Here is a 24,877-nt window from a genome sequence, read left to right on the forward strand (position 1 = left end):
AATGATAACAAAAAAAAACTATGAAGTGTTATATTATGTAACACCGAAACAATACAGAGCGATTGTATTAGATCAGCAGCAGTACGATCCCAATGCAATGGAGAATTTAAATAAAGAAGAGGCATTGGAAGAATTATTATTAAAATGTTCTCTCTCTGAATTAATTTCTACTTTAATAATAATTTTCAAGGAAAAGTATGCAAATCCTTTACCTGTATGGACAGGAATTGTTGACTATGAGATAAACACAAAAAAAGAGAATTCTAAAAGAAAAGATATCAAAAAAATACAATTTGATTTTAAAGATGGGGTAAAAACTGATTTCGGAGGAAATACTGAATATTTGGACAACTTATTTATGGAATTCTCTATTCCTTCTCAGGTTTTTAAAGATATTGTAAAAAATAATTTACAAGGGAAAACATTTACAGAAAATGAACAAAATAACAAAACTACCTTTGTTATTTCCAATAGTCCCATTTCAAAAATAGAAGTTACACCCTCCACATTTCACCTCTTCATAAATAAGAGTTCTTTCATAGATTACGGGCAATAAATTTCCACAAAAAAATAAAACACGACACGTTTTGTCGCATTAAGCCTATATATTTGTCTTATAAAAATTTACCATGAAACGCAGCAGTGCTGCCATATAAAATACAGACGAATGAAAAAAGATTTTTATCTGACAAGATATGCCTTAATAATAAAAAGATTAGAAAGTTCTCCGGCTACCTATTCCCAGCTGGAGGACTATCTTCTCAACTCTTTCGAATTTCAGGATGCAGGGATCAAAAGCTACTCGATCCGTACACTGCAGAGGGATATTCGTGAGATTTCTGATCTTTTTAATCTTTCCATTCACAACAAAAAGAAGGGAGATAACCGATATTATATTGAAAGCCGCCCCATTATGGAAGTGGATGAATACAACCAGAAATTATTGGAATCCTTTCAGGTAAGTAATGCTTTGAATCTTCATCCGGACTTTTCAGATTTTATCTTTTTTGAAAGCAGAAAACCAACCGGAATAGAGCATTTCTATGATCTTTTCTTCGCCATCCGTAACAAAAGAGTCGTAAGTTTTGAACATTACAACTACAAAAATAAAATAATGACTTCCCGCAAGGTACATCCACTGGCCTTAAAAGAATCCAAGGACAGATGGTACCTCATCGCCATTGACACCAAGGACAAGATCTTGAAGTCATTCGGTTTAGACAGAGTCAATTATCTGGATGTGAGCGACAACAAATTCCGCGAAAAGTATAACTACAATTTCAGGGAACATTTCAAAAATGCTTTCGGCGTTATGAATCTGGCAGAGCAAAAACCACAGAATATCGTCATGAAATGCAGCAGACATCAGGGCGAATATATCCGGAGTTTTCCTTTGCACCAGTCCCAGAAAGAAACGAAAGAAACTCCCGAAGAGATCTATTTTGAGTTTTTCCTCCACCCTACGTACGATTTTATGCAGGAAATTCTTTCGTATGGAAAAGAAGTCACCGTCCTTGAACCTAAATGTTTAGTTGATGACATCCGCACCCATCTTCAGGAGTCACTGAACCGCTATCTGGAAAGCTGATCATAAGGCATAAAGCTCATTTTTTTTGATTATATTTACATAAATATACTCTTTGAAAGCTTTATTTCTATACCTGTTCTGTCTCATTTCTTCCGTTTGCTTTTCCCAGCAGAAGGAAGAATTCAAGCATGTAAAAAACTATTACAACCAGCACAGAAGTATGCTGAATACAGAATTCAAAAAGAAGTTCGATCAGGAATCTGACTCTTTCAGAAAGGCAAGCATAAAGCTTGATTATGTTCTTTTCATGAAAAAGATGGACAGCATTGAAAATGTATCTATGATCGCAGCTTTGTTAAAAGTAAGAAATCTGGAAGACCTTCAATCTCTAAAGAGTCCAAAAGGCATATCAGAAAACAATCCCGATAAACCAGTCGATTTTGAAAAATCCGCAGATTACCCTGGTGGATTCAATACACTGAGGCAGGAAGTCGCCAATATTTTTTACACAGACGGAGTGTATACTGAAGTAAAAACCGTCAAAACAGATGTAGCTTTTATTGTTGAAAAAGATGGCAGCATCAGCAACGTTCATGCACAGGGAAATAATTTCACTTTTAACAGGCAGGCTGAAATCGCGCTGTATTCCGTTTCGCAGAAGTTTTCTCCGGCAGTTAGCAAAGGCGATCCGGTAAGATATTACCTCAAGCTTCCTTTAACCTTAACTCTTCAGGACTAATGAAAAATTGTTTCCTATCATTTTGTTTTTTGATTTCCTGTTTCTGTTTCTCTCAACAGACCGAAAATCTTAGACTGATCAAAGAGAAGTATGGGATACAGCTGCAAAATCTGGAAAACCATTACAAAATCCAGCTGCTGGAAAAAAAGACTAAAAGGCAAATTAAGAAGATTAATATACAGAAATCTGAAGACATAAGAGATCTGGAATTCAACAGAGAATGTGAATATCTAAAAGCAATTAAACTGACTGAATCCGACATCTTAAATATGAAATCTGTTAAGTCCCAAAATGGAGGAACAAAGCCCATTCATCCTAAGGGAGATGCTTTTTTCAAAGAGGAGCTTTCTAAAAATATGAACATTCAAAATATTCAGGGTAAAGGTCAAGTTACCTGTAAATTGATATTTATTGTTGAAAAAGACGGCAGTATCATTAAAGCAGTAGGAATCGGAGATAATGAAAAATTTAATAGATACGCGGAACTTGCCATATTACTAACCCAAGATAGATGGGAACCTGCAAAAAAAGATGGGTTGCCGGTAAGAGCTATAATGTCAGTTCCTTTAATGTTAAATTTTGATTAAATGTTTACCGACGAATACTACATGAAAATGGCCCTGCAGGAAGCAGACGCTGCATTAGAAAAAGATGAGGTTCCTATTGGATGTATCGTTGTTTCCAATAACCGCATCATTGCGAGAGCTCATAATCTTACCGAAACATTAAATGACGTGACTGCCCACGCAGAAATGCAGGCCATTACTTCCGCCGCCAATTTTCTTGGGGGAAAATATTTAATCAACTGCACATTGTATGTAACGATGGAGCCTTGTGTGATGTGCTCAGGAGCGCTTTCATGGTCACAGATTTCAAAAGTGGTGATTGGTGCCAGAGATGAACAAAGAGGATTTATCAACAAGCATCTTTCTTTACACCCCAAAACGGAAATAGTAACCGGAATCATGGAACATGAATGTTCATCCATCGTGAAAGAGTTTTTCAAAAGCAAAAGATAACTTATTGTCTGGCATCTCTTACATACCTTTCCGGAACGACACCAAGATTAGATAAATTGGTATCATAAAAATTTTCAGAAACGGCGGCACTAAAGTGTGTAGAATTTCCGCTATGGCTTTTAAAGCGATCAGCTTAGTTTGTGAAAAAAGAAATGTGCTTAAGATTAAGGCTACTAGAAAGTAGGTTGTTTTCATGGAAGTATTTTGAGATTTGAAGCCTCCTTCCGTGAAAAGTTAAATCAATATTTATTTTTCAGGACAGAATACATCATGACATCAAAATATTCACCGTCCTTTTTAAGGTGTTGTTTCAGCCTTGCTTCTTCATCCATTCCTATCTTTTCCAGGATTCTTCCGGAGGCAGGATTGTGAAGAAAATAAGTAGCATAAATCTTGTTGAATTCCAGTTCCCGGAAACCAAATTCAATCAACGCAAGAGCTGCTTCTGTGATATACCCTTTGTTCCAGAAAGGTCTTCCCATCCAATAACCAAGCTCGGCTTTATCATCTTCCCTGTCGTGAAGTCCTATTGCTCCTATAATTTGTCCGTCTTTATTACGGATGGCAAATGTGTATCCTGTATTATTATCAAAAGCTTCCTGAGACATCTTAATCCAAAGTTCCGAATGCTCTCTGGTATAGGGATAGGGAATATTGGAGGTAAGGTCCGAGAAAATTTTGTTCTGAAGATATTCAGTCACAAAAGGAACGTCTTCCTCCTTTAGTTGGGAAAGGATCAGTCTTTCTGTTTCTATTTTTGGAAATTTTTCTAGTTTTCTCATGGTTTATTTTTATTGAACAATCCTTACACTTAACCTTGACCTGAATCTCTTATATCTATAAATTTTTACCTAAAAAGTAAAGTCCCTTCAATGTATGTAACCTGTCCATTACGTGAATCTTTTCAGTCAATGGCTTATAAACATGGGAAACACCACCCGTTGCCACCACAAAACAATCATCATTCACCTCATCGTTGATACGGTCTATAAAACCTTCTACCATTCCCAGAAATCCATATACCATTCCGCTCTGCATACACGTCACCGTATCCAGTCCCAATACAGATTTTGGTTTTTTAAGCTCAATATCAGGAAGCTGAGCAGTCTGATTGATCAAAGAATTTAAAGAGGTTACAATTCCGGGAGCAATAATCACTCCCAGTGTTTCTCCTGTCTCTGTTACACAGCTTGCTGTAAGCGCAGTTCCGAAATCGATGATGATTTTTTTTCGGTCAGGATACAAATTATGGGCAGCTACAAGATTAGCATAAATATCTGTTCCCATCTGCTTAGATTTTGCCTGCACTCCTGAAGGCGTAGACCGGTCAACAATCACAGGCAGAATACCATGGATTTTTTTGATGGCCGAACTAATCACTTTGGTAAGCTGAGGTACTACGGACCCTATAATGATTTTACTGATCTCTTTCGGTTCTATTTTATAGGTTTGGTACAGCATAAGCATCTGTACATAGAGCTCATCTACTGTTCTGTAGGGCTTTGTATTGATTACCCATGAAATATCACAGTTATCTCCATTGAAAAGTCCAAATCTGATATTGCTGTTCCCTACGTTGATTACGATTGAATTCATTTATCCTTTTTTCAGTTGCTCGATTTCCGCTTTTAAAGCTTCTATTTGGTTCTCATAGTTAGCAATAAGTTTCTTGGAAACTTCAGAATATTCATTAAAAATATTATCATTGAAACCTTGAAACCCATGTGCATTATCTTTATTTTCTTGGTTAAAATTTTTTTGCGAATCTGTATCCAACAAATCGTTAAGAGGCGTTTCTAGTATTTTAGAAATATCAACCAGCCTTTCTACAGTAAGCTTAGTTTCTCCCATTTCTATTTTTCTGTACGCTGAGGTACTAAGATCCAGATCATGAGCCATATTCTCATAAGAAAAGCCTTTTCTGGTGCGGATCTCCGAGATCTTCTTGATAATCTTTTCCATAATAGTAAAAATAGTTTTCGTAAAAGTAATAATTTTTCCGAAAAAGTGTGTTGCAGATTAATTAAAAAATTCTATTCTTGTGAAAATTATTAATTCAACACAAAATGAAAAAAAACAACTTCCTAATGCTCTTCATATTAGCACTATTATCTGGGTGCCGTGAAGAGCTGGATTATATGAATAATGAAAATTCAAAACAAAATCCACATGCCTTTACAAAAGATAATATTATCACAAAGCAACTGTTTAAGAGTGATTACGAAAGTAGTTTTTCTTTAAAACAAAATATTGAGGGCGTAAATGTATTTTTAAAACAGGAAAGCCCACCCACTTCAGGCTCTTCATTAAAAAATTCGATAATAGAAGGAATTGAAGTTTATACAGATGTTTTTGAAGAGGTTGATTATCTTAATGTAAAATACTATTCATTTTATATTGTAGGAACATCTCGCAATGATTACGAACAGAAACTGGTATTAAAATATGTGAATAATCAAATTTCTGAAAGGCATATTATTAAATATAAACGATTACCAAATCTACAAATCGACCCCAACTCTTATCAACTTGAGAAATTGATCCAAAATACTTCAGGGAGTTCAAATTCCAAAATAATGTATATAGATACTTTTTCTGTAGGCTGTACAACATATATGGTTACAACTTTCAACTGTGGTCATCAAGGAAACCATTCAAACGGTCAATTCTGTGATGTAGAGCAGACTTATATGCCTCAGGATATTATAGCGTCATATAATAATCCCAACTGCAATGTTGGTGGGGGATTAAACACTGGCTACACTCCGGGAGGAAACGAAGGATCCCCAGGGGGAGTAAGTGGCGGTGGCGGTGATCCCGGCATCCCATCTACTTCTACACCCGCTGTGATTACAATTCCTACCGTTGCCCCTATATACAGCATTAAAGGAATAAAAACGGGAACTATAAAAAACCCACCTGATTTTAATCCATTGGGATTAAATAATACAGAAATTACTCAAATTAACAGCAATGATCAATTTAGACTAAAAATATACCAATTTTTTGCTATTGAACATCTGTATCCTTTCGATTCTTTTCTATCTGATGAACAACAAACTTTTGTAAAAGCACTCTTAAAATATATTCAAGACAATCCTAACGTCCAAATTAATGACTTAAACCATGAATTTTTAAATTCTGTTTATAAGTTTCTACAAGAAGAATATGGCGATATAAATGTACCTTTAGAAATATTCCATCGTTTTAAAGCTCTTGATGATGCGATAACACAAAACCCTAATTTGCTATTAGATATCCCATGTACAGAATTACCGAAATGGCAAGAACTGGCCACCCACCCAATTCCACAATCTGTTAAGAATAAAATATTTCAGGTAAATGGAAATACGGGCTGGTTTAGTAGTGCAGTTATTCAAAATTTAGATTATTCGAATTCTTTTACTATCAATATGGATGTTTACCCCGTGAAAATTTCTAATATGCCAGAAAAATCACCTGGAGTAAAATATACACCTGCCGAATTTTTTGATTATTTTAGAAAAAATATAAATAATTTCACAGATATAAATCATGGAATGTTTTATCCTGTTGTAGAGTCTCAATATGGAATTGATGATACCCAACTTTGGAACTCAACTAATCCTATAGGAGCTTTGATTACAATTAAAATTCCGCCAGATAACGGTACGGTAGTATGTAGCGGTTTTGGCTCACAAGCATGGATTTTCACTACTGTAAAATCTCCATGGGACGGGGAACATCCTGTAAGCGGCAACAGGCTATTTGGATATTCTGTAGATGCTTCAGGTGACATGATTATTTATACTAGAGGTGTGGATCGATTTACTACAAAAGTATCAAATAATGCATTGCAATACACGGTTGAAAGCTTTGGATATTCAAAAGCTCAGGAGATGTGGACGACTATGCAGCAAAAAGTTTCATCATTTGTAAATAGTAAAAATGGAAGTTCATCAATTATACCAAGTACTGACTATACTCCAAATTATATCTTTGTAAAAGATTATCTTAGAGGAAATAAACCAATAACAGCATTAGGATGTCACTAAAAATTTATACAATAATTAACTGTTTTATTTTTTCATTAATATTATTGATATTTTCACTAATATTAAGTATTTTAATTTGTATCATACAATTTGATTTTCGATTTTGGTTTTTATATTTGATTCAAGTTATTAGTCATATTTTTGAGCCATATAATTTTATTTGTCTCTCATTTTTCTTTGTTTTGTATATATTAATTACTTATTATCTAAAAAAATCAAGAAATATAATTTTCACCATCTTTTCAGGATTAGTGTTGGGCGGTATATTAAACGAACATGAAATAAGATCTTTATTTGTTTATAAAAGCTATCCTGTAAATCAATATTTTTATACATATTTAATTGCTTATTGCATTACTTTAATAATTTGGTATATGCCACTAAAAAAAGTATGGAAAAATATGTACATATAATTAAAATTTTAAAAACCGCAGAAAACTCTGCGGTTTGTTTTACTATTAGCTAAAAATATGTAGCGGCAATCGTCAACTTTTTAAAACAAGTTTACTGAACTTAATATACAGATGCTGAATATAAAACAGTTCTTTTAAATGAAAACAAATATCGCTCTTACAATCTCTCTTTTATTATTTTTTAGTTGCAGTTCTCTACAAGATAATCTTGTAGGAAATTGGAAACTTTCCAGTATAATTAATAGTGATAATATTTATGTTGCTCGCTCATCATTGACTCCTGAAAAAGTAGAAAGTAAAATGACAGTATCGCTTAAAACTGATGGGACATTTATTTCAAATGGAGATTTATGTACAGGAAATTGGAAAGAAACTAAAGATAATAATTCAAAAGGAAAATTTTATATCCCAAAATACATGAAACTGGATAAAACATTCCGATTAGAAGCAGATAAATGCCCGGGATTAGGAGGAGACCATCATCTTAAATTACTTAATGAAAAATTAGAATTATACTATCCGTCCGCAACAGGGTATCGGATTCAAATATTTGAAAAAATATCAAAAGAGAAAGTGTAATATTAAAAAAAACTGATCAAATTTAGGCAAGCAGACTTCCTCACAGAATAAAATACTTATCAAAAACTAACCACAATAGAATGAAAAAGATAATTACCCTGATATTATTAGCCCAATTTGCTTTAATATTCGCGCAGAAACCGGCAAAAATATACTTTGAACAAAAGAAAGATTCAGTCACCTACTATGTAGATAATGCTGAAATTTATCCTATTTCAATATCATTCCCTCAGCAACCTGAAGTTGAAAACATGAGGACCCCAGAAGCATTCAAACTCATTCAGGTAATACCTGCAAATTCCACAAAATACAGAATTACTTATTTTGTAGTTAATGATAAGACGAAAGGCTGGAAAATAAAGAAAATGCCCAACTATTATACAATGATCGGAGATGTCACCATTAAAACCTATGATTCTGACTACCAATACGACCTCCCTTTTCAAAAAGGCAAATCTTTCAATGTCTATCAGGGTTACAACGGAACATTTTCTCACCAGAATGAAAACTCTTTAGATTTTGTAATGCCTGAAGGCACGGAAATTACAGCGGCAAGAGAAGGAAAAGTGATTGAGGCTGTTCAAACCAGCAACAAAGGATGTCCCACAATAAGTTGTGCAAATCTGGCCAATTATATTTCTATTTTACATTCAGACGGAACAATTGCTCAATATTTTCACTTAAAACAAAATGGAGTTAAAATAAAAATCGGGGATACTGTAAAAAAAGGTGACCTAATAGGATTAAGTGGCAATACAGGTTGGACAAACGGACCTCATCTGCATTTTGTATGCTATTTACCCGACTTCACAAATGCTAAACAAAAGAAAACAATTAAAACTCTTTTCAAAACTGGAAACGGAAGTAAAACTGAATATCTGGCAGAGAAGAAAACTTACGCAAAAGAATATTAAGATTAATTCTTGATTCCTCTAATGAGTGTACTACTTTCTTTACACGTACTAAAGAAAATTTAGATCGAAGATTTAGAAAAGTGGAAACATTTAGTTACCTTTAAAACTGAAAATATTTTAAACCGGTTTTCTATGAAAAAATTGATCTTAGCATTTTTCTTTTGTATTGGCCTGAGTGCTTTTGCGCAGAGTGGAGCCCAAGTAAAAGACCTATTCCAAAAAATAAAAGAACAGGCCAAGATTGACAAGAATGACCGCGCTGTCTATGAAGTACTGGATGAGTTTTACAACAAAAACCTGCAGGCAGAAAATGATGAAATGACCACGGAGACCATTCAGAGAATTGAGAAAATGGCTTCAGATCCCAATACAAAGAACCTTCATATCCTGATGCTTTTTCTGATGTATCAACAGCACATCAGCAGAACTTCAATGGCTGGAAAAGCACCTGATACCGAATTCCAGATCGAAACCATGAACATCCTGGAGAACGAAACCAGGGAGGTTTATGGAAAAGTACCGGCCATCATCTATATCTATAAAGCCGAATCACTGGACGGAGCAGGAAAGAAAAGCGAAGCCAAAACGGTATTAGATCAGGGATTAAAAGAATATCCGGATTCAGTTCCTTTAAAAGTATACACTTACCTTAACACGAAAGATGAGGTTCTAAAAAATGATCTGGTCAAAAATCACCCTAATCACTGGATGGTACAGCAGTTTGGAATAAAATAAAGAGATTTACTGAGGTGAATTTTGCTTCGCAAGTGAATGATGAATAGGTTAAGATGTGAGACATCAGATTTCAGGCCGGAATACTCGAAATTAAATACAAATAAAAATCCCACAGAGTTTTCTGTGGGATTATCTTTTTATCTTATAGGATCTATGGTTTCACTTCTACAATATTATCATCCATATTTACATCTGCCAATCTTTGGCTGAAATCTATTCCTAAAACTGACAGCTGACCTTTCGTGTAAGGAATTGTCAACATATATTCTTTCTGCGTCCATGGCCAGTAAGGCATTGTCTTAAAGTCTCCATATATATCTTTTTCCTTCCATGTATGGGTCATATTCAAAGGGATCTGGTAGGTAACGACCTTTTTATCTGTAGTCAATACACTGAAATCAACAGGCATGGGAACCTGCCCATTATTCACCAAAGTGATTGTAGTAGATTTTGCATCATACTTCACGTCTTTGATCCCGTAATCAATAGTTTTCGTCGTGTTGATCCAGTAGTTATGGAACCATTTCAGATCCATTCCTGACACTTTTTGAGCAATGTGAAGAAAATCTCTGTCAGAAGGGTGTTTCAGGTGCCATTGGTCGTAATACTGCTTTAAAGTCTCAGTAAGTTTCTGCTCACCCATGATGTAACCAAGTTCTACCAGATACAGTTCTCCTTTTACGTAGGATGCATAAGTATATGCATTTCCATTGTCATGGTGGTCTCCCAACCATACCGCAGGTTCTTCAATGCCTTTTTTAATGAAAGCTCTGTATGCATTCACTGTATTGGCAAATGGGTTGGGAAGTTCTTCCGGAAACAGCTGATACATCACAGAACCTTCCGCATAGCTAGTAAATCCTTCATCCATCCACGGGCGTACCGATTCGTTGGTTGCCAGCATCTGCTGATACCAGGAGTGTGCGCCTTCGTGGGCCATTAGCCCCATTAAGCCTTTAATATCTTTCGCTTCTCCCAGGATCATGGTACACATTCCGTATTCCATTCCGCCATCGCCTCCCTGAATGAAAGCGTATGTCGGGTACACGTATTTTCCGAAATGCCTGTTCATTAACTGGAAATATTTGGTCACATAAGGCTGGGCTTCTTCCCAAACTTTCGTTTTGTCATTCTGCTGATAAACCAGGAATACCTTTGGTCCTTCCGGAACATCAAAACTTTTGATGATATAATCTCTGTCTGCACTCCAGGCAAAATCCAGGATATTATTGGCTTTCCATTTCCAGACTGCTTTTTTATTTTTATCAGCTGTAATTTTTGCAGCGGCATCATATCCTTTTACTTCCGTCGGATTTTCAAGAATTCCTCCTGCTCCGATGACATAATCTTTGTTGATCTTGATGGTAACGTCAAAATCCGAGAACGGCGCATGAAACTCTCTTCCTATATAATCAAAGGTTGCCCAACCATCATAATCATATTCTGCAATTTTCGGATACCACTGGGTCATCGTCATATCTACACCTTCCCTGTTGTTTCTGCCGCTTCTTCTGATCTGCTGAGGGATGACAGCATCCCAATCCATTGTAAAGGTGGTCGTAGCATTCGGCTGGATAGGTTCTGCCAGATATACCTTCATGATGGTTTCCTGGATCTCAAATTTCAGATCTTTTCCGTTTTGTTTGATCCAGTGGATATTTTGGGCACCTTCCTGATCTTTCGGAATAGACGCCAACCTTGAAACCCCATCTTTCTGCAGTCTGGAATCTCCATTTTTCCCCTGGCCAGCAATTCTCTGGTCCATCATCGAATTAGGCTTAAAAGCATTCCAGTACAGATGAAAATACACAACGTTCAGCTCATCAGGTGAGTTATTCGTGTATTCTAAACTTTGTTTTCCCTGGTAGGTAAATTTTTCAGCATTAACATCAATATCCATTTTATACTTCGCAGCCTGCTGATAATAAGCTCCCTGCTGAGCCTGAAATTGTGAAATGATAAACGCAAAAATGATTGCAGCCGATTTTCTCATTTAAAATTTATTTTTTTTAAAGGTAGGTAATTTATGTAAAACCCTCAAATATGGAGCTATTTTAGGGCTTTTTGATCTGTTATGGCTTTAGATGGATTTTAATTCTGATGGTTAAGTTTCACTCACAAAAATTTTGGAGATGAAGTAGATTTTTTAAACCAAAACATAATCATTGAGTTCCCACAGAAGACACAGATTTCACAGAGAACGATGCTTAAAATCTGAGAAATCTGTGGGAAATTTAAATAAGCCTATATCTTTTTTTAACCACAAATGACACAAATTAATACACAATTCTAAATACAATCATTCATGTCCCGTGAGCCTAGTCAAGGTTTAAAACCTTGACTAGGCTGATTCTAGAATTTGAATGAAGCATAGGTGTTTTTTAAAAAGATTAAACAGGCGACTTACAGATCAGTATCTCCAATCATCTTAATTTTCTTATTTTCGCAGATTAAATAAAGTTGTATAATGCTGACCGTAGAAAAAATAGGAGGAACTTCCATGTCTCAGTTTCATGATGTTCTTTACAATATAATTATTGGAAAAAGAAAGGAAGGAGAATTTTATAATAGGGTTTTTGTAGTTTCAGCCTATAATAATGTCACCAACTGGCTATTGGAACACAAAAAAACAAATGAGCCTGGTGTGTATCAAAAATTTTTGAACAGTGAAGACTATAAAGCTGATCTCGATAAGGTATGCCAAAAACTGATTTCCATTAATGAAGGATTGGAAAATGTTGGCCTTCAGCTTTCTGAAGCTAATGAATTTATAACAAACAGAGTGGAGCAGGCAAAAACGATGCTTAGCAGCCTGAGTAAGGTTTTGGCATCGGGATATGTAAATGCACACGATATTCATCTTGCAGCAAGGGAAATTTTAGCTTCTATTGGGGAAGCGCATTCTGCGTGGAATTCTACTAATATTATCAACAATAAAGGAATTCATGCAAAATTTGTGGATTTATGCGGATTTGATGACAACGAAGCCCTTACTATTGATGAAAGAATTACAAAAGAATTCAGCGGAATAGATTTTAAAAATGTGATTTGTGTAGCAACGGGATACACTAAAGGAACTGAAGGAATTATGAGAGTTTTTGATCGTGGATATTCCGAAGTTACCTTCAGTAAGGCCGCTGTAGATATAAAGGCTGATGAGGCAGTTATCCATAAAGAATATCACTTATCAAGCGCAGACCCAAATATCGTGGGTGTAGAAAACTGTGTTCCAGTGGGACTGACCAATTATATCATTGCAGACCAGCTGGCTGATATAGGTATGGAAGCCATTCACCCAAAGGCAGCAAAACCATTAGAACTCTCCGGAATTAATATCCGTATTAAAAATACATTCGACCCGGATCATATCGGCACCCTGATTTCAAAGAATTATGTATCTCCTGACGCTCGTGTTGAGATTGTTTCCGGATCAAAAAAAATGCTGGCCATAGAAATTCACGATCCGCTTATGGTAAGTGAAGTGGGTTATGATGCCCAAATCATGACCTATTTCCAAAAGTATAATATAAGTTATGTGTTGAAATCTACAAACGCAAACTCAATAACAATGGTGATTTGGGAAAGTAATGCCTCGGAAAAGCTTTTGGAAGAACTTAAACAAAATTTCTATCAGGTAACGGGAGTTCCGGTTGCATTAGTCTGTGCAATGGGAACCAATATTGCTACACCCGGATTCTTATATCGTGCGGCAAAAGCCCTGTATGAGAATAATATTAATATCGAATGCTATGCACAGTCCATCATGCAGGTTAACATGCAGTTTGTAGTAAAAAGGGAGCATTATGAGAAAGCTATTATAGCTTTGAACCAAGCATTATGCAATTAAGCATTTTCTGAGAACATATAAAAGCACCCCTAAACAGAGCGGTTTTAAGGCTTTTTAGGTCGCTTATGATAATTCCTTCAGATTTTATGCGCAATTTTCCCCTGAGACCTGTACAATCTGCGGGAAGTCTAAAATAAAAAACCTCAAATGCAAAACATCTGAGGTTTCAATATGACTTAAAATCAAATTATTTTTTAGCAGGAATTTCTTTTTTTCCGCTTTGTAAGATCTTTTCAAGGATTCTTAAAGTGATCAGATAAGTAGGTTTCACTCCCGTAAGACCAAGACCTCCTGAAGAAAGTGTACTTCCCGTTTCCAATGGATTATCCGAAGCATAGTAAGCGTAACACACAAACAGGTCCGGTGCAATGTGATGTCTGATCTTAGAAGCTACCTGAATCGCTTTCTGGTAATGTGCTCCTTCCATTTCAAGACCAATTGCCTTCCATGAAGTGTTCATAAAGTACGATAAGATATCTCTGTTCTGAAGTGATGTTCCTAATACAGTGATCATCGGGCCTTCAAATGCTTTCAGTTCATCATCTTTAAAATCATCCAGTTTCAAAGCATTTTCAAAAGGATAGTTATCTGCCGTTCCTTCAAAAATATGAGCGGTAGGAATCATAATATCTCCTTTCCCTCCGGCAAGAATTCCGGCTTTACCCATAATAGAAACAGATTTCACTTTCATCATATACACCTCTCCTTTGTGTTCGAAGGGTCTCAACAATTCGTCCATTACTTCAAAAGCCTGTTCTCCGAACGCATAGTCAAAAACCATGATCACATCGTCTCCGCCGTATTTTATACTGTTGAATGGTGTATTTTTAAGGTCTGTTTTGCTTAAATCAATAATCTGAACATCAATATTACTTCCGCTCTTATCATTAATATAAATCAATCCTTCCTCCAAAGCATATTTTGAAACTTTGTCACGAAGTTCTTTTTTATCAGAAATCTCTCCGTAAAGTTTATAATCAACTTCTTTGTTGTCTTTTTTCTTTAAGGCATCATTTCCATACAGCATATTTTTCACGGAGTGCATGTTGGCAGAAATGATGTGAAGCGGACGCATATGAAGATTGTTTTCAAATAAAACTTCTTTCACTTTGTTCGCCCATTTTTCGCCGAAGTAATGGTGTCCTACTCTTTCCTTTAATATAGCACTGAAATGAATTTCTCTTTCTCTCGTCTGTTTGGCATCCTCAAGGCTTACTTTTCCTAAGTTGTAGATGATTTTAAATAAACGGTCAGGATTATTGTCATCCCCAAAAGAATTATAAGCATTCAGTGTTTCTTCAAAAGTTCTTCCTATTAAAGAAGATAAATGAATAAGAGCAACCTCTTTTTCCTTTCTGCTGAATTTCTTTTCCCCTTTTACTACTTCTTCGATAATTTTGAAGGCACGTGTAGGCTTCCAGTTTTCATCCTGAATAAAAGCCAGATTTCTCACTTTATCTGCTTCTATAAATAAGAAGGTAAGGTGCGTAAGAATATCATAAATTTCAGAACGTCCCAAAAGAACTTCAATATTCATTTGGTGCTCATCTATCCTGTAACAGTTTCTTCTTCTCTTTTTAGGGACAATAGGTTCGAAACTTCCTTTATCAAAACCCTCATCTGATGTAAGATGAATAAAAGCACATTCTTCAATTCCTTCCGGAAGTCTGTCTAAAACATACATCAAACCATCTAATTCCAATTTGTTAGGAATATTCATGGTACCATAAATCTCTGGATTGATAGTCTTTAACAAACTTCTGATACTTTCTCCAGAAACACCGGCAGGTTTAAAAAAACCTCTGTAAAAGAGGTGTCTCATAGAAATGTACAATCTTTCAATTGCTTCCGTTGTTTCTCTAGCTCTAGAATTTGTCATAAAATAAATTTCACACAAATATACAAAATCTTTGCGCATTCTATTTTAAGTATCTTTTAACAAGCAGTTTAAATTTGTATATTTAAAGATTGTGAATCGTACATCATAAAATGAATTATGACGCTGTTATAAGGCTAAACATTATATTTCACAGGCTACCTCCCCCTATTAAAAAAATTAAACCACCGTTTATATTTATAAAATTTCACAATAACCCCTAAAAAAATTAGGGGTAAATCATTTTCAATTCATTTTTTTTGTAAATTTGCCCCACAAAATACAACCTTAATATGTCAACTTTAAGATTCAAAGCGTTAGAAACTTTACCATTTAAGGACTTCAGAAGAGATAATTCTGTTGAGGTTCCCGGAAAACTGTCAGATTTATTCTGCCAGAATGTTTTCTCAGAAGAGACCATGAGAGCATATCTGACAAAGGAAGCATTCCAGTCTATTATGGATGCTATTAAAAAAGGAACAAAGATCCAGAGACACATTGCAGACCAGGTAGCCGTAGCTATGAAAGACTGGGCAATGAGCAAAGGAGCGACTCACTACACCCACTGGTTTCAACCATTGACAGGAACTACTGCAGAAAAGCATGATTCATTCTTTACCCCTATTGAAGGAGGCAGAGCCATCGAAAGATTCAGCGGAAACTTATTGATCCAGCAGGAGCCTGATGCTTCTTCTTTCCCGAACGGAGGAATCAGAAATACTTTCGAAGCAAGAGGTTATACAGCATGGGATCCTACTTCTCCTGCGTTTATCATGGGAACTACTTTATGTATTCCTTCTATCTTCATTTCTTATACTGGGGAAACTTTAGATTATAAAGCACCTCTTTTAAGAGCTTTGAACGCTGTAGATGAAGCCGCAACCAACGTAATGCAGTATTTTGACAAAAACGTAACAAAAGTAACCCCTACTTTAGGTTGGGAGCAAGAATATTTCTTAGTTGATTCCGCATTATTCCAATCCCGTCCGGACCTTGTTTTAACGGGAAAGACTTTATTAGGACATTCTCCTGCGAAAGGACAACAGCTGGACGACCACTATTTCGGTTCTATCCCGACAAGGGTAATGAACTTCATGAAAGAGTTGGAAATCGAATGTATGAAATTGGGAATCCCTGTAACAACAAGACATAACGAGGTGGCACCTAACCAGTTTGAGCTTGCCCCAATGTTTGAAGAAGTAAACGTTGCTGTAGACCACAACTCTTTGTTGATGGACATCATGGCAAGAATTGCTCACAAGCACCATTTCCACATTTTATTCCATGAGAAACCATTTGCAGGAGTTAATGGAAGCGGAAAGCACAACAACTGGTCTTTAGCAACCGATACAGGTGAAAACTTATTAAGCCCCGGGAAAAACCCTAAGAAAAACTTACAGTTCCTAACCTTCTTTGTTAATACCATTAAAGCAGTTTACGAATATGCTGACCTTTTAAGAGCAAGCATCGCATCTGCAAGTAACGACCACAGACTGGGTGCCAACGAAGCTCCACCGGCAATTATTTCTGTATTCATCGGAAGTCAGCTGTTCAGAGTATTGGAAGAACTTGAAAAAGTAACAGAAGGGAAACTTTCTCCGGACGAAAAAACAGATTTAAAACTAAACGTTGTTGGAAAAATCCCTGAAATTCTTTTAGATAACACGGATAGAAACAGAACTTCTCCATTTGCATTTACAGGAAATAAATTTGAGATCAGAGCAGTAGGATCTTCTGCCAACTGTGCAGAGTCTATGACTGTAATGAACACGATCGCTGCAAAACAATTGATCGATTTCAAAAAAGAAGTTGATGCCCTTATCGAAACAGGACTGAAGAAAGATGAAGCGATCTTCAATGTATTGAGAGAGTACATCAAGCAGTGCAAGAGCATTATGTTTGAAGGAGACGGATATTCTGATGACTGGGCAAAAGAAGCTAAAAAGAGAGGTTTGAATAACTTAAAAACCACTCCTGAAGCCCTTAAGCAGGAAATGGATAAAAAATTCGTTGCTCTTTATGAAGAAATGGGAGTATTCACTCACAGAGAGGTTGAGGCCAGAAACGAAATTAAATTAGAAAAATATTCTACTGTTATTGATATTGAAGCAAGAGTTTTAAGTGACATCGCAAGAAACCACATCATTCCTTCTGCTTTAAATTACCAAAACAGATTGATCGAGAACGTAAAAGGTCTTAAAGAAATATTCCCGGACAAAGAATTCAAAACATTGGCGAAAGAGCAAATGAGCTTAATCACTAATATCTCTGAGAATGTTTCCAAGATCAAACTTGGCGTTGAGGATCTTATTAAAGCAAGAGAAGCAGCGAAAGCTGTATCCAATAGTCAGAAGCAGGCAGAAACTTACTGCAGCAAAGTAATCCCTTTATTTGATGTGATCAGAGAAGCTTCTGATGATCTTGAAATGATGGTGGATGATGAGCTTTGGCCAATGACTAAATATAGAGAAATGTTATTCACAAAATAACATCTGTAAAGTTCCATATTAGTTAAGCTCCCTGGTTTTTCCGGGGAGTTTTTTTGATTTATTAACAGCCTTGAAAATTAGAGTTGTGAATCTTAAAATCCGATAAATAAAGGAAACGCCTTTTATTATGTTAAAGAATCATAATAAAAAAAACCGCGGACTCACCAAAAATAGGCGGTTGCGGTTTGTTTTTCTTTAACATACTTAAATAATATGTTAAAATGTGTTAAATAAAGAAGCTGACAATAATCATATCAGGGGTCTTTTGCTCGGAATCTCTACTTTTGTAATGCTTTGAGAAAATAAATATTCCTTTTAACACGGATAATCAAATATATATGAAGAAAAGAGTTTTGTTTTATTTAGTTGCTTTAGTGTCTACAGTATCAGTTCAATCTTGCGCTACAAATTATGTAGTTTCACAACCAGCAACTTATGCTAAAGAATACAAAACAGATGCCAAACTAGCTTCTCTTGACAACAAGAAAATGGAGCAGGATAAGCAAAGACTTATTGATTCTTTTCTAGCTGAAAAGGCGGCATCTATAGCCAATGCAAAAAAATCCATTAAGAATTCTGAGATTGCAAAAGCAGTCAAATACAATAAAACGATCGATAATATCCTAACAGAAGCTGAAACATACCTTGGAACTCCATACAGATACGGAGGAATGACCAGAAGAGGTATTGATTGTTCAGCTTTCGTTCTTTCTGTATTCGGAGCAGCAGCAGGGCTTAGCTTACCAAGAGTAGCAGCTTCTCAGGCTCAGGAAGGAGAAAGTATTGATAAAGGAGACCTTCAGAAAGGAGACTTGATCTTCTTTTCACACGGAAGAAGAATCTCTCACGTAGGTATCGTAGAAAGTGTAACTGAAGAAGGTGAAATCAAATTCATCCACGCAGCCACTTCTAAAGGGGTAATGATCTCATCGCTGAATGACTCTTACTGGGGACCGAAATTCAGGTTCGCAAAAAGAGTGATCAACGAGAACGGAGACGCTTATAACAATTTAGCTTCTTCTACTCCATCCGCAGCGACAAGTTTTTAATTTTAAATAATTGATTTAAATAATGAAGCCATCAGAAATCTGATGGCTTTTTTATTTTCTGGCTGGTGAGCTTTTCATGAAGAGTGTTTTACTACCCCGTCTTTTTGCTGCGCAAAAATCCACCCCTTCAAGGAAGGGGAACAATATGTAGGTAAAATGGATTTTAGCCATCGTAATAAAAAACGTAGTCATCAAGGTATGTTTGATAGGCAGGAATAATACGTTTTGGCTAAAGCCTTATCTTGAATCTTAAAATACAAAGGCGGGTTAAAACCCGTCTCTATTGAATTATTTATGTATAGATTTTCAGAATAAAAGAATTTGTCGTGGCTTCCACCCTCTAACTTCTAACCTCTAATATCTAATATCTAACTCCGGTCAATTTCAATATCCAGCTTATACAGGAGTCCATGTACTTCGGAAAGTGAAAATTTAGCCTTTTTAAGACGATTTACGGAAGGATCTATAGAATAGTTGAAGGAAGTTCTCAGATCTGCTTTTTCAAGGTTTGTCCGGTCGAAAATAGCTCCGGAAAGATCACAACCTTTGAGCACTGAATTGGAGAGATCACATTCTGCAAAATCGGTTTCAATCAATCTTGAATTTTTGAATATGGTCTTTTTAACCGATGTATTGTAGAACACAGAATTATTGAGGGCACAGTCGTCAAAAGTAAATGAAAGACCGAAACCGTTACAGTCATTAAACTGAAGTCCGAACATTTTACATTCTTTGAAACGGATACCTCGAAAAGCTGTTTTAAACAGTTTTGCCATACTCAGATTACACCCGATAAATTCACAGTCTGTGAAACTAAAATCAGAAAGGTCTGCATATTCAAAGCTGCAATTCCTGAATGTACAGTTTTCGTATTCGCCTTTTTCAAAAGACTGGTCGGTACAATTTATATTTTGAAAATCCTGGTCTGAAAGATAGGCTTGCTTCATACGTAACTACATTCTTAAATGATAATGATTATGTTCTCCTTTATTAAGGAATATTGCAGGCTTTAAGGAAACATCAAAGATTTCGGCTTCCCTTTTCCCCTCACAACTTACACCAAGCTGTTTTTATCCGAATAATTAAGTTTAAAGAAAATAAAAGTCATCATAGAAAAGGCAAGCAACGAGCTTCCTCCATAACTGAAATAAGGAAGTGGAATACCCACAGTTGGGAAAAGCCCCATAACCATCCCTAAATTAATGGTAAAGTGCATCATCAGGATGGAAGCAAAGCAATATCCAAATACACGGTTAAAGGTGGATTTCTGTTGTTCTGCCAGATAATAGATCCGGCCGATATAGACCATATAGCATAATACGAGAACGGCACTTCCTACAAAGCCCCATTCTTCGCCTACCGTACAGAAAATATAGTCAGTTTCCTGTTCAGGAACAAATTTCCCCTGTGTTACAGAACCTTCACGGTATCCTTTGCCTAAAACTCCGCCAGATCCGATAGCCGTTTTGGAATATAATAAGTTATACCCGGAGGTATCTCTAAATGCTTTTTCTCCTTTATAAAGAACCTCAATTCTTTCTCTCTGGTGCTTGGGAAGTTTCTCCAAAATGTAAGGTGATCCGAAAGCCAATCCGCACAGCAAAATAATGGATCCTGCAATTCCTGAAATAGAAATAACATCCCAGGACATTCTATGATAATTCATCGCGATCAGAACACCTGCGATGACAACAACAGCGACTGCTACATACACCGGAGGAATAGCCAAAGCGATCAAAAAGACGCCGGCAAAAATAAATCCTACTCCAAACAATAGTCCACTCAGTCCTTCTCTGTATAACGCAATAAAAAACGCAATAAATACAAGCATAGACCCTACATCGGGAATCGCCAAAACTACTGCTGCAGGAATTCCGATAATAGCCAAAACTGTCCAGAGTGATTTTTTAATTTTAAGATTAAAATCTGGTCCTGACACATAATTCGCCAGCATAAGAGCTGTTCCTATTTTAGCAAATTCAACGGGCTGCATGGTGAAGCTCCCAAATTTATACCAGTTTTTCTGCCCCAGAATCTCCTTTCCAAAAGGAAAAAGCCCGATCAAAAGTAAAACACCACCGATATAAATAATACCCGCCATGTTTTCGAAGAATTTACTCCTTCCAACGAATATTATAAGTCCAACAAATAAGGAGATACAGAAGAAAACCAACTGTTTTTCTCCCAACTTCTGGTCAACACTGTAAATATTGGCGATTGCAAAGATACAAAGCGCAAAATACAGCCCAAGACCTAGCTTATCTATTCCTTCTGCCCATTTCATTACTTTACCTTTTTAGTATTGTTCTTTGTTTCTTCTTCTATTTTTTTCTGCAGTTTTATTTTCTGCTCTTTAATAAAGTTCAGACTGTCCTGCTTTCTTTTTAGCTTAACAGAATCTTCTTTTGGGTCTTTATATAAACCTTTACGTTTAAGATCTGCTACCCATTGTCTTTTGTACTCAGGCATGAAGCTGGCACTGGTCATCTTCTTATACAGATTTTCTCTCTTCAGATCTCCGGTAATATATTTTTCTGCAATCACTGTACACGCAGGACCTGCCCACGTTGCACCGAATCCGGCATGCTCCATTACTGCAGCTACAACGATTCTAGGTTTATCTGCAGGTGCAATTAAAACAAAGATTGAGTTATCTTTCCCCTGAGGAACCTGTGCAGTACCTGTTTTTGCTAATTGAGTAAAGTCATTGGATTTTAAGCTTCTTGCGGTACCTCTTAATACTACAGCTTCCATACCTTTCAGTACAGGCTCGAAGTGTTTAGGATCTACAAGCGTTTTATGTTTTGTTTTAAATCTTTTGTCCGGATTAGGTTTTCCATCAATAGATTTAACGATATGCGGGGTATAAAACCATCCCTTATTGGCAATGGCGGCAACATAATTTGCCAATTGAAGAGGCGTCACCAAAACGTCTCCCTGTCCCATTCCATTGAAAATAGAACCGTTCATGGTATAGTCACCCGTCCAGTCTTTTTTACCGCTTCTTTTTTCGTAAAATTTCCCGGTAGGAATTCTTCCCGGTGAACCCACAGCGATATCATTATTCAGATATTCTCCTACGCCAAAGCTACTCATGATTTTTTTCCATTCATCAACGCCTCTGGAAGGATCTCCAGGATATTTATTCATGATCGCAATAAATGCATGGGAAAAATAACAGTTACTGGAAACCTGAATAGCCGGGATCAGAGGATCAGCTCCTCCATGTCCTTTAATTCTTAAACCTCTGTAAAAAAAACCGCCACCACAAGGAAAGACTGTATTTTCATCCATCACTCCCATTTGCAGTCCCGCAAGAGCAGTCAGCAATTTAAAGGTAGACCCCGGAGGATAAGCTGCCTGAACAGATCTGTCAAAAGTAGGTTTATTTTCGTATAAGGTATCTTTAGAAAGGGCGTAAAGATTTTTAGATTTATAAGGTCCCGTGAATAAATTAGGGTCAATATCCGGACCGGTTGCCATGGTCAGAATTTCACCGTTATTCGGGTCGATGGCTACAATAGCTCCGTGTTTACCCACAAGCATTTCTTCAGCCATTCTTTGAAGGTCATAATCAATCGTTAAGGTAATATCCTTTCCGGTAACAACATCTTTATCTAAGGTTCCATTTTTATAAGATCCTATATTTCGTAATCTGATATCCTTTTGAATATATTTTATTCCTTTTATACCGCGAAGTTCTTTTTCGTAAGATTTTTCAACCCCTGTTTTTCCGATAAAGTCTCCCGGAAGATAATAGGCTGAATCTTTCTTTATTTCTCTTTCATTAACCTCACTGGTATATCCTAAAAGGTTTCCGGAGGTCCCCACTTCATACTGACGCTGAGGTCTGGATACAATACTGAATGCCGGATATTTGAAAATAATCTCCTGTACTCTGGCAATGTCTTCTCTGCTGAGGTCCTTAAAAAAGGTCATAGGGGTCAGCTTCGAATAGTATTTTTCTTTCTTGATGAGGTCGATTCTTTTGATAAAATCAGATTTGCTGATCTGCATCAGATTGCAGAATCCCAAAGTATCAAAGTCGGGTTTCATTAAGGCCTGCGTAAAAGAGATTTCATAAGCGGGCTGGTTTCCTACGAGGATCTTACCATTTCTATCGAAAACAACACCCCTCTGCGGAATAACGTATTCTGTTTTAATGGAAGTATTGGCTGCATTTAAAGCATAACGGTCCGTCAGCAACTGTAAATAAGCGAGCCTCGCCACAAAAATAATGGCGATAACGACTAGTATGGAAAAGATTTTTAAATAACGTGTGTTCAAACTTTTTGTTTGATTTTAAATATTAATGCGTAAACAACGATAAATATAAAGGAAATTATACTTGTTATCACTACATTAAGTAATATTTCGAAAAAACGGCTCAATTTAAAAAATTCGATGTACTGCACTAAAAACTGGTGCAGAAAGATACTTGAAAACAGAAACAGTAAAAACTGCGCCCACTGAAGGGACTGAAAGGAGAAAAAGTCTGTGGAAGTATCTGTGGACGTCCTGAAAATCAATGTTCTGAAATAGGCGATCAGTGTTGTCGCAAAAGCATTGATTCCCCATGAGTAGAGGAATGCATCAACGGAAAGTCCTATTAAAAAGCTTAAAGCTAAAAATTGATATTTATTTCTGAAGAAAGGATAAAACATGACAAAAACCGGATAAAGAACCGGCGTATACTTTCCGAAAATGGTGATCCTGTTCAGTACAAAAATCTGTAATGCAACCAGAAAGATCATGATCAATATATCGGTAAATAAAGTCCTGCTAATCATTTTCTTTTTTTATTACGTTCTGCAATGTATCCTGGATTTTCTGAACTTCGGCTTTCTTAAGGTTTTTCACGACAAATACTTTGCTTAAAGCACCCATTTTTTCGCTCAGCTCTACAGAGATATCCCAGAAACCGGTTTTGTTGTCTACAGAATATCCTGCGATAGTACCAATCATTACCCCCTTAGGGAAAATAGCGGATTTACCGTCTGTAACAACAGTATCACCTACTTTTAAAGCCACATATTTAGGAATGTCAGCAAGATGCATCACTCGGGAATTATCCCCGTTCCAGGTTAAAGTTCCGAAATATCCGGAGTTTTTCAACGAAGCATTGATTCTGATTCTATTAACACTCAGGACAGACTGCACCAAAGCATAGCTGTCTGTAGAGTTGATTACAATTCCGGCAATTCCTTTAGGAGCCATTACGCCCATCTGAGGAAAAACACCGTCTCTGCGGCCGCGATTGATTGTAAAGTAATTATTTCTTCTGTTGATACTGTTGAATACGATTTCGCCGTCTACAAAAGTGTAGATCTGTCCACCGCCTAAAGTATCATGAACTTTTTTGAATACAGGATTCTTCGCCCCTTCTTTTCCATAAAGCTGGATCATCAGAGACTTATTCTGAGCCACAAGATCTTCATTGATCTGTTTCAGTTTCAGATATGAAACTCCTTCATCAATATACCCCGAAATCCACGAATTCAGCGCAGCCGACTGGCCAGCTACCCATGATTTCTGCATGGCATTTTTAGAGAATATAAGAACCAGAGCAACAATCTGCAGGAATATAAAGAAGACAAAAAGAGCGTTCTTCGAAAATAGTCTCAGCAAAAATCCCATTCAGATATATTGTCGTAA

At 36.4% G+C, this 24,877-nt stretch carries 22 protein-coding genes; 12 read left to right on the forward strand and 10 right to left on the reverse strand.

Annotation, left to right across the window (positions count from 1 at the left end; all coding sequences use genetic code 11):
* Window position 1 precedes the first annotated feature (1 nt).
* The 5 genes from NZD88_RS13180 (at window position 2) to NZD88_RS13200 (ending at window position 3,286) form a co-directional block, all read left to right on the forward strand.
* The gene (locus NZD88_RS13180) at window positions 2–556 is read left to right on the forward strand and encodes a hypothetical protein (protein WP_259829767.1); all 555 of its coding nucleotides are present in this window, start codon (window positions 2–4) and stop codon (window positions 554–556) included.
* Window positions 557–667: 111 nt separating this feature from the next.
* Window positions 668–1,588, forward strand: coding sequence for a helix-turn-helix transcriptional regulator (locus tag NZD88_RS13185; RefSeq protein ID WP_259829768.1), 921 nt, complete (start codon window positions 668–670; stop codon window positions 1,586–1,588).
* 52 nt (window positions 1,589–1,640) lie between these two features.
* Complete coding sequence (locus NZD88_RS13190) at window positions 1,641–2,267, forward strand: energy transducer TonB (RefSeq protein WP_259829769.1); 627 nt, start codon at window positions 1,641–1,643, stop codon at window positions 2,265–2,267.
* A gap of 269 nt (window positions 2,268–2,536) precedes the next feature.
* On the forward strand, window positions 2,537–2,854 hold the full coding sequence (locus NZD88_RS13195; protein ID WP_259829770.1) for an energy transducer TonB: 318 nt from the start codon (window positions 2,537–2,539) through the stop codon (window positions 2,852–2,854).
* Entirely contained in the window at window positions 2,855–3,286 is a 432-nt protein-coding gene (locus NZD88_RS13200; RefSeq protein ID WP_259829771.1) for a nucleoside deaminase, read from the forward strand.
* A gap of 239 nt (window positions 3,287–3,525) precedes the next feature.
* On the opposite strand, the gene NZD88_RS13205 is transcribed toward NZD88_RS13200, so the two are convergent.
* The 3 genes from NZD88_RS13205 to NZD88_RS13215 are packed head-to-tail and all read right to left on the reverse strand — an operon-like array spanning window position 3,526 to window position 5,248.
* Window positions 3,526–4,068: a GNAT family N-acetyltransferase gene (locus tag NZD88_RS13205; protein WP_259829772.1), complete on the reverse strand. Its 543-nt coding sequence runs from the start codon at window positions 4,066–4,068 to the stop codon at window positions 3,526–3,528.
* A gap of 55 nt (window positions 4,069–4,123) precedes the next feature.
* Window positions 4,124–4,882 (reverse strand): type III pantothenate kinase, encoded by a 759-nt coding sequence (locus NZD88_RS13210; RefSeq protein WP_259829773.1) that lies wholly within the window; start codon window positions 4,880–4,882, stop codon window positions 4,124–4,126.
* A complete protein-coding gene (locus NZD88_RS13215; RefSeq protein WP_259829774.1) occupies window positions 4,883–5,248 on the reverse strand; it encodes a helix-turn-helix domain-containing protein in 366 nt (121 codons plus the stop codon). It lies immediately after the preceding gene.
* A gap of 104 nt (window positions 5,249–5,352) precedes the next feature.
* Here NZD88_RS13215 and NZD88_RS13220 point away from each other — a divergent pair, with 104 nt between their 5' ends.
* The 4 genes from NZD88_RS13220 (at window position 5,353) to NZD88_RS13235 (ending at window position 9,961) form a co-directional block, all read left to right on the forward strand.
* Window positions 5,353–7,320, forward strand: a complete 1,968-nt coding sequence (locus NZD88_RS13220; RefSeq protein WP_259829775.1) for a hypothetical protein — start codon at window positions 5,353–5,355, stop codon at window positions 7,318–7,320.
* Window positions 7,321–7,871: 551 nt separating this feature from the next.
* A complete protein-coding gene (locus tag NZD88_RS13225) occupies window positions 7,872–8,312 on the forward strand; it encodes a hypothetical protein (RefSeq protein WP_259829776.1) in 441 nt (146 codons plus the stop codon).
* 80 nt (window positions 8,313–8,392) lie between these two features.
* A complete protein-coding gene (locus tag NZD88_RS21290) occupies window positions 8,393–9,226 on the forward strand; it encodes a M23 family metallopeptidase (protein ID WP_279324428.1) in 834 nt (277 codons plus the stop codon).
* A 132-nt stretch (window positions 9,227–9,358) separates the two neighbouring features.
* The gene (locus NZD88_RS13235; protein ID WP_259829777.1) at window positions 9,359–9,961 is read left to right on the forward strand and encodes a hypothetical protein; all 603 of its coding nucleotides are present in this window, start codon (window positions 9,359–9,361) and stop codon (window positions 9,959–9,961) included.
* Window positions 9,962–10,112: 151 nt separating this feature from the next.
* Here the strand turns inward: NZD88_RS13235 and NZD88_RS13240 are convergent, their stop codons facing one another.
* A complete protein-coding gene (locus NZD88_RS13240) occupies window positions 10,113–11,954 on the reverse strand; it encodes a M1 family metallopeptidase (RefSeq protein WP_259829778.1) in 1,842 nt (613 codons plus the stop codon).
* A gap of 474 nt (window positions 11,955–12,428) precedes the next feature.
* Between NZD88_RS13240 and NZD88_RS13245 the strand changes: the two genes are divergently transcribed.
* The gene (locus NZD88_RS13245) at window positions 12,429–13,808 is read left to right on the forward strand and encodes an aspartate kinase (protein ID WP_259829779.1); all 1,380 of its coding nucleotides are present in this window, start codon (window positions 12,429–12,431) and stop codon (window positions 13,806–13,808) included.
* A gap of 187 nt (window positions 13,809–13,995) precedes the next feature.
* Here the strand turns inward: NZD88_RS13245 and NZD88_RS13250 are convergent, their stop codons facing one another.
* Window positions 13,996–15,687, reverse strand: coding sequence for a DUF6909 family protein (locus tag NZD88_RS13250; RefSeq protein ID WP_259829780.1), 1,692 nt, complete (start codon window positions 15,685–15,687; stop codon window positions 13,996–13,998).
* Between the two features lie 290 nt (window positions 15,688–15,977).
* Between NZD88_RS13250 and NZD88_RS13255 the strand changes: the two genes are divergently transcribed.
* Both NZD88_RS13255 and NZD88_RS13260 read left to right on the forward strand, forming a co-directional pair.
* Complete coding sequence (locus tag NZD88_RS13255) at window positions 15,978–18,173, forward strand: glutamine synthetase III family protein (RefSeq protein WP_259829781.1); 2,196 nt, start codon at window positions 15,978–15,980, stop codon at window positions 18,171–18,173.
* A gap of 338 nt (window positions 18,174–18,511) precedes the next feature.
* Window positions 18,512–19,222 (forward strand): C40 family peptidase, encoded by a 711-nt coding sequence (locus tag NZD88_RS13260; RefSeq protein WP_169234457.1) that lies wholly within the window; start codon window positions 18,512–18,514, stop codon window positions 19,220–19,222.
* 368 nt (window positions 19,223–19,590) lie between these two features.
* On the opposite strand, the gene NZD88_RS13265 is transcribed toward NZD88_RS13260, so the two are convergent.
* The 5 genes from NZD88_RS13265 to mreC all read right to left on the reverse strand — a co-directional run bounded on the left by NZD88_RS13265 (window position 19,591) and on the right by mreC (window position 24,859).
* Window positions 19,591–20,169, reverse strand: a complete 579-nt coding sequence (locus NZD88_RS13265) for a pentapeptide repeat-containing protein (protein ID WP_259829782.1) — start codon at window positions 20,167–20,169, stop codon at window positions 19,591–19,593.
* Between the two features lie 107 nt (window positions 20,170–20,276).
* Complete coding sequence (rodA, locus tag NZD88_RS13270) at window positions 20,277–21,506, reverse strand: rod shape-determining protein RodA (protein WP_259829783.1); 1,230 nt, start codon at window positions 21,504–21,506, stop codon at window positions 20,277–20,279.
* On the reverse strand, window positions 21,506–23,509 hold the full coding sequence (locus NZD88_RS13275; RefSeq protein ID WP_259829784.1) for a penicillin-binding transpeptidase domain-containing protein: 2,004 nt from the start codon (window positions 23,507–23,509) through the stop codon (window positions 21,506–21,508). The genes rodA and NZD88_RS13275 overlap by 1 nt, the downstream gene beginning before the upstream one ends.
* Window positions 23,506–24,012 carry a rod shape-determining protein MreD gene (mreD, locus tag NZD88_RS13280; protein ID WP_169234453.1) on the reverse strand — a complete coding sequence of 169 codons (507 nt, stop codon included), beginning with the start codon at window positions 24,010–24,012 and terminating at the stop codon, window positions 23,506–23,508. Before mreD ends, NZD88_RS13275 begins: the two co-directional genes overlap by 4 nt.
* On the reverse strand, window positions 24,005–24,859 hold the full coding sequence (mreC, locus tag NZD88_RS13285; RefSeq protein ID WP_259829786.1) for a rod shape-determining protein MreC: 855 nt from the start codon (window positions 24,857–24,859) through the stop codon (window positions 24,005–24,007). The genes mreD and mreC overlap by 8 nt, the downstream gene beginning before the upstream one ends.
* Window positions 24,860–24,877 lie beyond the last annotated feature (18 nt).

The sequence above is a fragment of the Chryseobacterium pyrolae genome (assembly GCF_025153485.1).
GTDB lineage: Bacteria > Bacteroidota > Bacteroidia > Flavobacteriales > Weeksellaceae > Chryseobacterium > Chryseobacterium antibioticum.